This window comes from Pandoraea bronchicola (assembly GCF_902459805.1).
Lineage (GTDB): Bacteria > Pseudomonadota > Gammaproteobacteria > Burkholderiales > Burkholderiaceae > Pandoraea > Pandoraea bronchicola.
The window spans coordinates 487,334-499,366 of the sequence record NZ_CABPST010000002.1 but is presented as its reverse complement, the minus strand read 5'-3'; the positions used below and the strand labels follow the sequence as shown (position 1 = coordinate 499,366).

Sequence of the window (12,033 nt, the reverse complement as noted above, 5' to 3'; positions counted from 1 at the left end):
GACACCATGCGTAATCAAGGCTGGCGGGGGCTCGTCGGAGTCGCGCTTGCCCTCGCCGTCATCGCGCTGCCTGTGGCCGCGCAACCCTATAAGGCCGAATATTCGCTGTCGATCGTGCCCGATGCCGGTACGCCGTGGGGCAAAGGCACACAGCTCTGGGCGGACATGGTGCGCGAGCGTACGCGCGGACGCATCAACATACGGTTGCACCCAGGCGCCGCGCTCGTCGGCGGCGATCAGACACGCGAATTCTCGGCGTTGCGCCAGGGCGTGATCGACATGGCGGTCGGCTCGACGATCAACTGGTCTTCGGCCATCCCCGAATTCAACGTTTTCTCGCTGCCGTTCTTGCTGCGCGGCTACCGCTCGCTCGATGCCCTCACACAGGGTGACGTGGGGCGTGAGTTGTTCCGCCGTGTGGAAGAGCAGGGCGTCGTGCCGCTGGCTTGGGGCGAGAATGGTTTTCGGCAACTGAGCAATTCGCGCCGTCCGATTCGCTTGCCGGAGGACATGCGGGGCCTGCGTTTCCGTGTCGTCGGGTCGTTGCTGTTCAATGACATCTTCACGGCGCTGGGTGCCGTACCCACCCAGATGACATGGAACGAAGCCATTCGCGCGATACGTACACGCAAGATCGATGGTCAGGAAAATCCGATCACGATCTACAACAACGTACGACTTGATACGCTGGGGCAGCGTTACATCACGGTGTGGGATTACGTGGCCGATCCCATCCTGTTCGTGGTCAACCGGCAGGTCTGGGACAGTTGGTCGCCGCAGGATCGCGACATCGTTCGCGAAGCGGCGATGGAAGCGGCACGCTTTGAAGTCACGCTGGCGCGAGAAGACCTTCTGAGCACCGGACGCGGCACGTGGGAAGACCTCGAGGCGCGCGGCGTGAAGGTCACGCGACTCACGCCGGATCAACGTCAGCGCTTCGTCGATGCGACGCGCCCCGTCTATACGAAATGGAAGGCGCTTGTCGGGCGTGATCTGGTCGAGAAGGCGGAAGCGGCGGTGAGGGACGATGCCGCCGGCAATAGGCCAAGCGACATCAGCGTGCGCAGGTAGTGATGTGTCGCCGCTTCGGAAATGTCCGAAGGCAGACTCTCATGTCATTCTGAAAGGGTAGCCAGTCCCGTTAAATCGCCGCGTCGTGCCACACGCCGATCCATCTGAAGCGCTACACTTTATCCCCATGACGCCCTGTCATCGTACGACGGGGCGTTGATTTTCAACATGGGGAATTTGCAGTGTCGGCAGAATATAAAGAAGTCTTTCGTATGAGCATGCCCATTCGCTGGGGCGATATGGACGCTTTCGGGCATGTCAACAACACCGTGTACTTCCGATACATGGAGCAGGTGCGTATCTCGTGGCTGGAATCCCTGAATATCGCGTCGGAAGAGAGTTCGACGGGCGAGGGGCCGGTCATCATCAATGCGAATATGACGTTCCTGCGTCAATTGCGCTACCCGGGCGACATCGATTGCCGCATGTTTGTCGGCGCACCGGGGCGAAGCAGCGTCGACACGCGTTTTGAGTTGCGCCGCGCCGATACGCCGGACGTGGTGGTCGCTGAGGGAGGCGCGAAGATCGTCTGGGTGAACTACAAGGAGGAGAAATCGGTGCCGCTGCCGGAAGCCGTGCGGGCACTGCTGGCTTGAGATGACTGACTGGGGCGCGATGAGACGTGGTGTGCGGCAACGCTCGCGCCCTCGTTCAGGTCAGTTTCCGAGCAAGCGTTGAACGAGTTCGGTGGCCGTGCCTGCGCCGTACTTCTGCATGAGGCGCGCACGGTAGATGTCGACGGTGCGCGGACTGATGTCGAGAATCTTGCCGATCTGTTTGCTGGTTTTGCCTTGCACGAGTTGTGCCGCGATTTCGCGCTCCCGGGCCGTCAGCGCCACGGCGACGCGGCGCGTGGCGGACATGTCTTCGAAGGTCCAGAGCCCGGCGGCGTGCGGATCTTGTACGTCGAGCGATCGGCCCGTCACGTGGCACCAGAACAGTTCACCGTTGGCGCGGCGCATGATGCGCTCATCGGCGTAGACGCCTTGCGCACTCATGATCGGCGGAATGCGCTCGCCAATGCGCTCGAACTCCTTAGGTGATGGATAGAGCACCTGGAACGATTGACCGATAAGGGTTTCGTACTCGTAGCCGAAGATCTTGCCGAGTTGACGATTGCAGTCCTCGATGATGCGCTGGCGAGAAATGACCAAGCCGACTGGCGCGATGTGAAAAGCTGTCTGGTAGTCGAACGTCGGCATGGGGGAAGTGCAGGTCCGGTCGGTCCGCGTGTCGGTGCAACACGTCGCTGGCTGCGGCCCGGTGCGCGGGAAGATATGTAATTTCACGTATTGTGCCCCATTTGCACGCCACCGTAAGCTCTATGATTGCATGAGGTGCGTTGCCGTGAAGGTTTTCGAGGTGGCGCAAGCCTCGCAACGCGCGAGAGCGCGACATAATTTCAATTCTCAACCGAGGGAAAGGGACAAACGATGAACAAGGTATACGCCAGCGCCAAGGAGGCGCTCGCCGGTGTCGTCGCAGACGGGCAAACGCTCGCCGTCGGTGGCTTCGGCCTGTGTGGCATTCCTGAGGCCCTGATCGCTGCGCTGCGTGACTCGGGCGTCAAGGGGCTCACCTGCATCAGCAACAACGCCGGGGTGGATGGCTTTGGTTTGGGCCTGCTGCTCGAGACGCGCCAGATCAAGAAAATGATCTCCTCTTACGTCGGTGAGAACAAGGAATTCGAGCGCCAGTATCTGGCCGGTGAACTCGAACTCGAATTCACGCCGCAGGGCACGCTGGCGGAAAAGCTGCGCGCAGGCGGTGCGGGTATTCCGGCGTTCTTCACGAAGACGGGCGTGGGTACGGTGGTTGCCGAGGGCAAGGAAACGCGCGAATTCGACGGCGAGACGTACGTCATGGAGCGCTCGCTGCGCGCCGATGTCGCGCTCGTAAAGGCTGCCAAGGCCGATCGTGCCGGCAACCTCGTGTTCAATCGCACCGCCCGTAACTTCAACCCGATGGCCGCCATGGCCGGCAAGATCACGATTGTCGAAGTCGAAGAGCTGGTCGACACCGGTTCGATCGACCCGGACGACGTGCATCTGCCCGGTATCTTCGTTCAGCGCATCGTGCTGAACGCACATCCGGAAAAACGCATCGAACAGCGCACGGTACGTGCCAAGTAAGCGCCGAGATCAAGGAGATAACCATGGCATGGAATCGTGATGAAATGGCTGCGCGCGCGGCGCGCGAGCTGCAAGACGGCTTTTACGTGAACCTCGGTATCGGTTTGCCCACGCTGGTGGCTAACCATGTGCCCGAAGGCATGGAAGTCTGGCTGCAATCGGAGAACGGCCTGCTTGGTATCGGCCCGTTCCCGACGGAAGAGGAAGTCGACGCCGACATGATCAACGCCGGAAAGCAGACGGTCACGACGCTGCCGGGCTCGTCGATTTTCTCGTCGGCGGACTCGTTCGCGATGATCCGCGGCGGCCACATCAATCTGGCGATCCTCGGCGCAATGCAGGTCAGTGAGAAGGGCGATCTCGCGAACTGGATGATTCCGGGCAAGATGATCAAGGGCATGGGCGGCGCGATGGATCTCGTCGCCGGTGTCGGTCGCGTGGTCGTGCTCATGGAGCACGTGGCCAAGGGCGACGCCCACAAGATCCTCAAGGCATGCGATCTGCCGCTTACCGGCGTTGGGGTGGTGAATCGCATCATCACCGACCTCGGGGTGATCGACGTGACGCCGGATGGGCTGAAAGTTGTCGAGCTGGCGTCGGGCGTGACGAAGGAAGAAATTTCGCAGAAGACCGGGGCGCCGCTCGATACGAGCGCTGTCTGAGGCTTCGGCGATGTGCCGGTCGCGTTCTCGCCTCATTCGGGCGGGGACCGCTGACACACAGCCTTGCTGAGGGTTGCCGTGGCCGTTGAACCCGGTGATCGGTGGAAGGCAAAACGGGCGGGGAGTTTCCCCGCCCGTTTTGTTTTTGGGTGACGCTCGCGTGCATTGCGCAGGGCCTGCGCCTGGGCCTTTCGCCGCAAGTCGCAGGCGTTTGCCGCGCTTACTGTGCGACCCAGCCGCCATCCATGTTCCATGCCACGCCGCGCACCTGCGAGCCGGCATCGCTGCACAGAAAGACAGCCAGCGCGCCAAGCTGTTCGGGCGTCACGAAATCGCCCGAAGGTTGTTTTTCGCCCAATAGCGAGCGCTTGGCTTCGTCGCCGGAGAGATGCTCGCGTGCCGCGCGGTCGTCAATTTGCTTCTGTACGAGTGGGGTGAGCACGAAGCCTGGGCAAATGGCATTGGCCGTCACGCCAGACTGCGCGTTTTCCAGCGCGGTAACTTTCGTTAGGCCGACGATGCCGTGCTTGGCCGCGACGTATGCCGATTTGCCTGCCGAACCCACGAGTCCGTGCACCGAGGCGATGTTGATGATCCGACCCCAGTTGCGCTGACGCATGCCAGGAAGAGCAAGTCGCGTGGTGTGAAATGCCGACGTCAGATTGATCGCGATGATTGCGTCCCATTTGTCCGTCGGAAAATCCTGAATCTCGGCAACGTGTTGAATGCCCGCGTTGTTGACCAGAATGTCGACGCCGCCGAACGCCGATTCGGCATATTGCATCATCGCCTCGATCTCGCTGGCCCGGCTCATGTCAGCGCCGTGATACCCGATCTGCGTGCCGCTGTGGCCCGCCTTCGCCGCAGCGCTGGCAATGGCTTTGCGCGCTGCATCGGCGTCGCCGAAACCGTTCGTAATGAGGTTGGCGCCTTGTGCCGCGAGTGCCTGTGCCATGCCCAGACCGATGCCACTGGTCGAGCCGGTTACGAGGGCGATCTTTCCTTTCAGCATTGCTTCGTCTCCGTGCGGGTGGAGGGGGAGGAGTTGCCAGATGTCGATGGGCGCAGCCGCGAACTGCGGTTCGATGCGGCTCATGAGTCGCCTCATTCTAGCTTACGGTTCCAGGCAAGCGCGGTAGAATTCGGATCTGGAAACCGATCCGATGAGTCTGCCATGTCGAGCCACGTGCCGCGTTTGTCGAACGTTCAGTGTCTGAGTCCGTCTGGTTTGCATCGCATGGCGTACGTGGAGTGGGGTGACCCCGAGAATCCGCGCGTGCTGGTGTGCGTCCATGGGCTCACGCGATGCGGGCGTGATTTTGATGGGCTGGCAAAGGCCTTCGCGAACGACTACCGTGTCGTATGTCCCGACGTGGTCGGGCGCGGGCAGTCGTCTTGGCTGGTGAATCCCGCGGGGTACGTTGTGCCGCAGTACGTCGCTGACATGGTGACGTTGATCGCACGGCTCGGTGTGTCTTCGGTAGATTGGTTCGGCACGTCAATGGGCGGTTTGATCGGCATGGGGCTCGCAGGCCTGCCGGATACGCCGATTCGCAACCTGTTATTGAACGATGTGGGGCCGCATATCGACGCCTCCGCGCTCGCCCGCATCGGTCAGTATGTCGGCATTCCGAAGCGATTTTCGTCGGTGGACGAGGGCGCGGATTACCTCTGGTCGATCTCTTCGGCGTTCGGGCCGCATACGCGCGAGGAATGGCTGGCGTTGTGCGAGCCGCTGCTCAAGGCTGAGGGGGATGGCTACGTATTGCGCTACGATCCGTCCATTGGGGCTGCGTTTTCGGCGGTTGCGCCGGAGGCCATTGCGGCAGGCGAAGCTGTGCTCTGGGCGTCGCTCGCGGCGTTTTCCGGACGCACGCTGGTGGTGCGCGGCGAGCAATCGGATCTGCTTTCGCGCACAACGCTTGAACAGATGCTGGCGCACGCGCAACACGCGCGCGCCGTGGAAATCGCCGGCGTGGGACATGCGCCGACGTTTGTGCATGCAGATCAGATCGAGATCGCACGCCGATTTTTTGACGGATACGCCGACTGACGCCCATCTGGTGGCGCGGGGTGGTCCGAAGTTAGAAGAACACGAGGAGTCTTACATCATGGCAGTACAACGTTTCTACGTCGAAAAGCGCTGGTCGGACATGGCCGTGCACAACGGCACCGTTTACCTGGCCGGCCAGACACCTGATGACCGCTCGCAGGACATGGCGGGGCAAACGCGTCAGGTGCTTGCACATATCGACCGTTTGCTGGCTGAAGCCAACAGCGACAAATCGCTGATTCTCTCCTGTCAGATATTCATTTCGGACATGAAGTATTTTGGGGAAATGAACCAGGTGTGGGATGAGTGGGTGCCCGCTGGCAATGCGCCCCCGCGTGCCACGGTGCAGGCGTTGCTTGCGGACCCTGCCATGCTCGTTGAAATCGTGGTTGTGGCGGCACAGCGCGAAAGCTGAGTGCCCGACCCGCATCATCAGGGGTGCTCGTCACCCCGTGTTCCGACATGAACCAACATCAAGCACCGACATCCGCAGGCACTCATTCGACAACGACGCCCGGTGCTACTAACTCGGCAGCGGGTGGGGGCGAGGCGAATTTGCCTGCCACACTTGACGATGCGCTCGCGTTTGCCGAGAAGCTGTGTGCAGCGCATGTGCTCTCGTCAGGCGAGCCGATCATGGCGCATGCGCGCGGCATGCTCGCCATTCTCGACACCCTGCGCGTGGACGAGGCGACACATCAGGCGGCGGCGCTTTTCTCGGCAGCCGAGTTTTTGCCGGATGCGCAAGCCACGCTGACCCAGACCTTCGGTGCGGAAGTGGCTGCGCTCGTCATCGACGTGCGCAAGCTGCAGCGGCTATCGGGCGCGGGCTCACGCGCTGCGCAGGCCATGCCTTCCGACGGGCGTGATCGCGACGCCTCCGCCGAGCGTAAGTCGCAGGTCGAAGGGTTGCGCAAGATGCTGCTTGCGTTCGCGCAGGACATCCGTGTCGTGATGATCCGGCTGGCGTCGCGTTTGCAGTCGCTGCGCTGGTATGCGGCGCAGAAGAAGGCGCCGCCCGAGGATATGCCGCATGAGGTGCTCGAGATCTATGCGCCGCTCGCGAACCGTCTTGGCATCTGGCAACTGAAGTGGGAACTCGAAGATCTCGCGTTCCGCTTCCTTGAGCCAGTCACGTACAAGCAAATCGCCAAGCTGCTCGAAGAGAAGCGAGTTGAGCGTCAGACGTTCATTGAAGGAGCGATTCAGCGTCTTCAGGACGAATTGGCGCGCGCAGGGGTGAAGGCCGAAGTCTCCGGCCGGCCGAAGCATATCTACAGCATCTGGAAGAAGATGCGCGGCAAAGCCGTCGATTTCGCCGAGCTATACGACGTAAGAGCGTTTCGCGTGATCGTCGAGGACATCAAGGATTGCTACACGGTGCTGGGCATCGTCCATAACCTGTGGCAGCCGATTCCGAGGGAGTTCGACGACTACATTTCGCGTCCGAAACCCAATGGTTACAAGTCGCTGCATACCGTGGTGATCGGCGACGACGGGCGCGCATTCGAAGTGCAGATCCGTACGCACGAAATGCACCACTTCGCCGAGTACGGCATTGCCGCGCACTGGCGTTACAAGGAAGCCGGACAGCGTGGTTACGGCGGTGCGTTTTCAGCGAACGAGGCTTACGACGAAAAGATCGCGTGGCTGCGTCAGTTGCTGGCGTGGAAGGACGATGTCGCCGACACGGTGGGCGCGGAAGGCGCCGTGCAGCCGTGGGAGCAACTCAAGCGCGCGACGATCGACGATCACATCTACGTGCTGACGCCGCAGGCGCGTGTGATCTCGTTGCCGCAAGGTTCTACGCCGGTCGATTTCGCCTATCACCTGCACTCGGAGCTGGGGCACCGTTGCCGTGGCGCGCGCGTCGACGGTGCGATGGTGCCGCTCAATACGCCGCTGCAGAACGGGCAGACGGTCGAAATCGTGACGGTCAAGCAGGGTGGTCCGTCACGCGACTGGCTCAATTCGCAATTGGGGTATTTGCAGAGTCATCGGGCGCGCCAGAAGGTGCGCCAGTGGTTCAATGCGATCGACCTTGAGGAGACGATTGCCCACGGCCGAACGCTCATCGACAAGACGTTGCAGCGCGAAGGCAAGACGTCGGTCAATCTGGAGGAGCTGGCCGCTCGGCTGGGGTTCCGCACGCCTGACGATCTCTACGCGTCCATCGCCAAGGATGAATTCAGCTTGCGGCACGTCGAGCAGGCGCTGTCCGGCAATTTGCCAGGGCCTGAGCCTCGTGATGAGGACACGCTTGTCGCGAAGAAGAGTCTCGACACGAGTGTCGCTCAAGGTGCCAAGAGCGGGGTGCTGGTGGTTGGCGTCGGTGCGTTGCTCACGCAGTTGGCGAAGTGCTGCCGGCCGGCGCCACCAGACCCGATCGTGGGGTTCGTCACGCGAGGCAAGGGCGTGTCGATCCATCGCCAGGATTGCGCGAGTTTTCAGTCTATGAAGGCGCGTTCGCCGGAGCGGGTGATTCAGACCGCCTGGTCGGCCGACGTGCTCGAAGGGCGTGGCGTGGCAGCGTATCCGGTGAACATCCAGATCGAGGCGACGGACCGTCAGGGGCTTTTGCGCGACATCTCCGAGGTGTTCTCTCGGGAGAAGCTCAACGTCACCGGTGTCAGTACGCAGTCGCGAGGGGCGCAGGCGTTCATGCAGTTCACCGTGGAGGTGCGCGATGGCGGGCAGTTGCAGCGAGCGCTCGCGCAACTCTCCGGGGTGGCGGGCGTGGTGTCGTCGCGTCGGCGATAAGCGGTCTTTAGCAGGATCGGCGGCTGGCCGAGGTTGAGCCGGCTCACCGAATACGGGGGCGGAGGAGCAATTGATTGCGCGATGGAATCCGCACAAAAACCCTGTCTGATGCGGTTTTTCGCCGGCAGGCACAATAATCGCTTGGCGACCTGTCGAAACCTTGCTAGAATCTCGTTCTCTTGCAGTAGGCTCGTAGCTCAGCTGGTTAGAGCACCACCTTGACATGGTGGGGGTCGTTGGTTCGAGTCCAATCGAGCCTACCAACGAATTAGATGCATTACAGTCCGCGAAACCCCGCAGACACAGGCGCTGGAAAAAACACTCATGTTCATGATCGCCCGAACTTTCACAGTGGTGAAGGTGCGACGTTAAGTCGAGGGTGTTTTTCGTCTGGGTGTAAGGAATGAAGAGACGGCCTCGACGACAGTCGAGGCCGTTTTTTTTCGTGGTTTTGCCGCGTGGCGTTGGCCGCGCGTGACGTTTTTGCGCATGGGAGTGCGACATGATTTCGGTACGTTTGCCTGACGGTTCGCAACGCCAGTACGAAGCCCCATTGACGGTGGCGCAAGTCGCTGGTTCGATCGGCACGGGTCTGGCCAAGGCTGCCCTGGCGGGCCGCGTTGACGGCAAGCTCGTCGATACGTCTTATCTGATCGATCGCGACGTGAGTCTGGCCATCGTGACGGACAAGGACGCCGATGGCCTGGACATCATCCGCCACTCGACGGCTCACTTGCTGGCGTACGCCGTCAAGGAGCTGTTCCCCGAGGCGCAGGTCACGATCGGCCCGGTGATCGATAACGGTTTTTACTACGACTTCGCCTTCCACCGTGCTTTCACGCCGGAAGATCTCGACGCCATCGAGAAGAAGATGCACGAACTGGCCAAGAAGGACGAGCCGGTGACGCGTGAAGTGCTTTCGCGTGACGACGCCGTGCGTTTGTTCATGTCGATGGGCGAAAAGTACAAGGCCGAGATCATCGAATCGATTCCGGCAACGGACGAGATCGGTCTCTATCGCGAAGGCAAGTTCGTCGACCTTTGCCGTGGTCCGCACGTGCCGTCGACGGGCAAGCTCAAGGTCTTCAAGCTGATGAAGGTTGCTGGTGCCTATTGGCGCGGAGATGCCAAGAACGAGCAGCTTCAGCGAATCTACGGCACGGCCTGGACGAAGAAGGAAGATCAGGACGCGTATCTGCACATGCTCGAAGAGGCGGAAAAGCGCGATCACCGCAAGCTCGGCCGCGCACTGGACTTCTTCCATATGCAGGAAGAGGCGCCGGGCCTCATCTTCTGGCACCCGAAGGGCTGGACGCTCTGGCAGCAGGTCGAGCAGTACATGCGCCGCGTCTATCGCAACAACGGCTATCAGGAAGTGAAGGGGCCGCAGATCCTCGACCGCTCGCTCTGGGAGAAGTCGGGGCACTGGCAGAACTACAAGGACAACATGTTCACGACGGAATCGGAGAACCGCGCCTACGCGCTCAAGCCGATGAACTGTCCCGGACATGTCCTGATTTTCAACTCGGCGCTGCATAGCTACCGCGATCTGCCGCTTCGCTACGGCGAGTTCGGTCAATGTCACCGCAACGAGCCGTCGGGCGGTTTGCATGGCCTGATGCGCGTGCGCGGCTTTACGCAGGACGACGGTCACATTTTCTGTACGGAAGACCAGATTCTCGACGAGTGCGTGAACTACACGGCGCTGCTGCACGCTGTGTACAAGGATTTCGGCTTCACGGACATGATTTATAAGGTCGCAACGCGTCCTGAGCATCGAGTCGGGTCCGACGAGAATTGGGACAAGGCCGAATTTGCACTGATGGAATCGCTGCGCCGTTCGAACTGCGAATTCGTGATCGCCGAGGGCGACGGGGCGTTCTACGGTCCGAAGATCGAATACACGCTGAAGGACGCGCTCGGCCGACAGTGGCAGTGCGGCACGATGCAGGTCGACTTCTCGATGCCTGAGCGTCTGGACGCCGAGTATGTGGCCGAAGATAACAGCCGCAAGCGCCCGGTCATGCTTCACCGCGCAATCCTGGGTTCGCTCGAGCGTTTCATCGGTATTCTGATCGAGCACCATGCTGGTGCAATGCCGGTCTGGCTCGCGCCGGAGCAGGTGATTGTGATGAATGTGTCCGAAAAAACGGCCGATTACGCTCAAGAAGTGACGAAAAAGTTGAAAGAACAAGGGCTTAGGGCTCGTAGCGATTTGCGCAACGAGAAAATTAGCTATAAAATACGCGAGCACTCCTTGCAGAAGGTTCCCTATCTCGTTGTAGTGGGGGACAAGGAGCAGGAGGCGAATACGGTAGCCGTGCGTGCCCGTGGCGGCGTGGATCTGGGCGTGATGCCCATTGACACGCTCATCGAACGCCTTGCGCAGGATTGCGCAACGTTCCAATAACGCCTGTCGGACAGCGCGGCTAAATTTTTGACTTTTTTCGAGGATAAGCAACATCGCTACCGATAAGTCGCATCGCATTAACGGCGAAATTACTGCGCCTGAAGTGCGTCTAAATGGCGTCGACAATGAGCCACTCGGCATTGTGAAACTGGCAGAGGCTTTTCGTCTGTCCGAAGAGGCTGATGTCGATCTGGTGGAAATTGCACCGACCGCGAATCCGCCGGTTTGCCGTTTGATGGATTACGGCAAATTCAAGTACTCGGAACAGAAGAAAGCGCACGAGAACAAGCTGAAGCAGAAGGTTGTTCAGATCAAGGAAGTCAAATTCCGGCCTGGCACCGACGATGGCGACTACAACGTCAAGTTGCGCAATCTGAAGCGGTTCCTCGAAGAGGGTGACAAGACCAAGATCACGCTGCGTTTCCGCGGTCGTGAGATGGCCCACCAGGAAATCGGCGCTCGTATGCTGGAACGTCTGAAGTCCGATCTCGAAGAGTTCGGTCAGCCGGAACAGATGCCGAAGATGGAAGGCCGTCAGATGATCATGGTCATCGCGCCGAAGAAGAAGTAATGCCGTGGCGGTGTCGAGTGACACCGCTGGGCTGCAAGGAATTGCCGCCATCGCCCGCAAGGGTGTGGCAGCGATGCAGGGTGCAGTCTGACCCTGAACACAAGTGATCCCGGGTTCTACAAGGGGCGCGATTTTGGCGTCACACCTGTGATCATGTTAAAAACTCGGAGTTTTTCATGCCTAAGATGAAAACCAAGAGCGGTGCCAAGAAGCGCTTTCGCGTGCGTCCTGGCGGTACCGTCAAGCGTGGTCAGGCCTTCAAGCGTCACATTCTGACGAAGAAGACCACCAAGAATAAGCGTCACCTGCGCGGTGCCGTCGGCGTTCATGAGTCTGATCTGAACTCCGTACGCGCAATGCTGCCCTTCGCTTAA

The 12,033-nt window shown here is 60.4% G+C and carries 12 protein-coding genes and 1 tRNA gene; 11 read left to right on the top strand and 2 right to left on the bottom strand.

Features of this window, described 5'->3' with window-relative positions; all coding sequences use genetic code 11:
* Positions 1-6 precede the first annotated feature (6 nt).
* Positions 7-1,071 (top strand): DctP family TRAP transporter solute-binding subunit, encoded by a 1,065-nt coding sequence (locus tag PBR20603_RS06375; protein WP_150558688.1) that lies wholly within the window; start codon positions 7-9, stop codon positions 1,069-1,071.
* A 182-nt stretch (positions 1,072-1,253) separates the two neighbouring features.
* Positions 1,254-1,667, top strand: a complete 414-nt coding sequence (locus PBR20603_RS06370; protein WP_281355989.1) for an acyl-CoA thioesterase — start codon at positions 1,254-1,256, stop codon at positions 1,665-1,667.
* 60 nt (positions 1,668-1,727) lie between these two features.
* Here PBR20603_RS06370 and PBR20603_RS06365 read toward each other — a convergent pair whose 3' ends face one another.
* On the bottom strand, positions 1,728-2,273 hold the full coding sequence (locus tag PBR20603_RS06365; protein WP_150558686.1) for a PAS and helix-turn-helix domain-containing protein: 546 nt from the start codon (positions 2,271-2,273) through the stop codon (positions 1,728-1,730).
* Between the two features lie 231 nt (positions 2,274-2,504).
* Between PBR20603_RS06365 and PBR20603_RS06360 the strand changes: the two genes are divergently transcribed.
* Together PBR20603_RS06360 and PBR20603_RS06355 are read left to right on the top strand one after the other, a co-directional pair.
* Positions 2,505-3,203: a CoA transferase subunit A gene (locus tag PBR20603_RS06360; protein WP_010806057.1), complete on the top strand. Its 699-nt coding sequence runs from the start codon at positions 2,505-2,507 to the stop codon at positions 3,201-3,203.
* Positions 3,204-3,226: 23 nt separating this feature from the next.
* Positions 3,227-3,865, top strand: a complete 639-nt coding sequence (locus PBR20603_RS06355) for a CoA transferase subunit B (protein ID WP_150558685.1) — start codon at positions 3,227-3,229, stop codon at positions 3,863-3,865.
* A gap of 220 nt (positions 3,866-4,085) precedes the next feature.
* On the opposite strand, the gene PBR20603_RS06350 is transcribed toward PBR20603_RS06355, so the two are convergent.
* Positions 4,086-4,877 carry a 3-hydroxybutyrate dehydrogenase gene (locus PBR20603_RS06350; protein ID WP_150558930.1) on the bottom strand — a complete coding sequence of 264 codons (792 nt, stop codon included), beginning with the start codon at positions 4,875-4,877 and terminating at the stop codon, positions 4,086-4,088.
* A gap of 162 nt (positions 4,878-5,039) precedes the next feature.
* On the opposite strand from PBR20603_RS06350, the gene PBR20603_RS06345 reads away from it, so the two are divergent.
* The 7 genes from PBR20603_RS06345 to rpmI all read left to right on the top strand — a co-directional run bounded on the left by PBR20603_RS06345 (position 5,040) and on the right by rpmI (position 12,033).
* Positions 5,040-5,918 carry an alpha/beta fold hydrolase gene (locus PBR20603_RS06345; RefSeq protein WP_150558684.1) on the top strand — a complete coding sequence of 293 codons (879 nt, stop codon included), beginning with the start codon at positions 5,040-5,042 and terminating at the stop codon, positions 5,916-5,918.
* Between the two features lie 58 nt (positions 5,919-5,976).
* The gene (locus PBR20603_RS06340; RefSeq protein ID WP_023595507.1) at positions 5,977-6,333 is read left to right on the top strand and encodes a RidA family protein; all 357 of its coding nucleotides are present in this window, start codon (positions 5,977-5,979) and stop codon (positions 6,331-6,333) included.
* Positions 6,334-6,380: 47 nt separating this feature from the next.
* Complete coding sequence (locus PBR20603_RS06335) at positions 6,381-8,678, top strand: RelA/SpoT family protein (RefSeq protein ID WP_281355988.1); 2,298 nt, start codon at positions 6,381-6,383, stop codon at positions 8,676-8,678.
* A gap of 186 nt (positions 8,679-8,864) precedes the next feature.
* Positions 8,865-8,941, top strand: a tRNA-Val gene (locus PBR20603_RS06330).
* Positions 8,942-9,180: 239 nt separating this feature from the next.
* Positions 9,181-11,088: a threonine--tRNA ligase gene (thrS, locus tag PBR20603_RS06325; RefSeq protein WP_150558683.1), complete on the top strand. Its 1,908-nt coding sequence runs from the start codon at positions 9,181-9,183 to the stop codon at positions 11,086-11,088.
* Positions 11,089-11,140: 52 nt separating this feature from the next.
* On the top strand, positions 11,141-11,659 hold the full coding sequence (gene infC, locus PBR20603_RS06320) for a translation initiation factor IF-3 (RefSeq protein ID WP_174977826.1): 519 nt from the start codon (positions 11,141-11,143) through the stop codon (positions 11,657-11,659).
* Between the two features lie 176 nt (positions 11,660-11,835).
* Positions 11,836-12,033, top strand: a complete 198-nt coding sequence (gene rpmI, locus PBR20603_RS06315) for a 50S ribosomal protein L35 (RefSeq protein ID WP_010806049.1) — start codon at positions 11,836-11,838, stop codon at positions 12,031-12,033.

What these genes read in the sequence shown, in the direction of transcription:
- PBR20603_RS06375 (WP_150558688.1), top strand. Translation starts at nt 7, where the DNA reads ATGCGTAATCAAGGCTGGCGGGGGCTCGTCGGAGTCGCGCTTGCCCTC.
- PBR20603_RS06365 (WP_150558686.1), bottom strand. Translation starts at nt 2,273, where the DNA reads ATGCCGACGTTCGACTACCAGACAGCTTTTCACATCGCGCCAGTCGGC.
- PBR20603_RS06360 (WP_010806057.1), top strand. Translation starts at nt 2,505, where the DNA reads ATGAACAAGGTATACGCCAGCGCCAAGGAGGCGCTCGCCGGTGTCGTC.
- PBR20603_RS06355 (WP_150558685.1), top strand. Translation starts at nt 3,227, where the DNA reads ATGGCATGGAATCGTGATGAAATGGCTGCGCGCGCGGCGCGCGAGCTG.
- PBR20603_RS06350 (WP_150558930.1), bottom strand. Translation starts at nt 4,877, where the DNA reads ATGCTGAAAGGAAAGATCGCCCTCGTAACCGGCTCGACCAGTGGCATC.
- PBR20603_RS06345 (WP_150558684.1), top strand. Translation starts at nt 5,040, where the DNA reads ATGTCGAGCCACGTGCCGCGTTTGTCGAACGTTCAGTGTCTGAGTCCG.
- PBR20603_RS06340 (WP_023595507.1), top strand. Translation starts at nt 5,977, where the DNA reads ATGGCAGTACAACGTTTCTACGTCGAAAAGCGCTGGTCGGACATGGCC.
- PBR20603_RS06335 (WP_281355988.1), top strand. Translation starts at nt 6,381, where the DNA reads ATGAACCAACATCAAGCACCGACATCCGCAGGCACTCATTCGACAACG.
- thrS (WP_150558683.1), top strand. Translation starts at nt 9,181, where the DNA reads ATGATTTCGGTACGTTTGCCTGACGGTTCGCAACGCCAGTACGAAGCC.
- rpmI (WP_010806049.1), top strand. Translation starts at nt 11,836, where the DNA reads ATGCCTAAGATGAAAACCAAGAGCGGTGCCAAGAAGCGCTTTCGCGTG.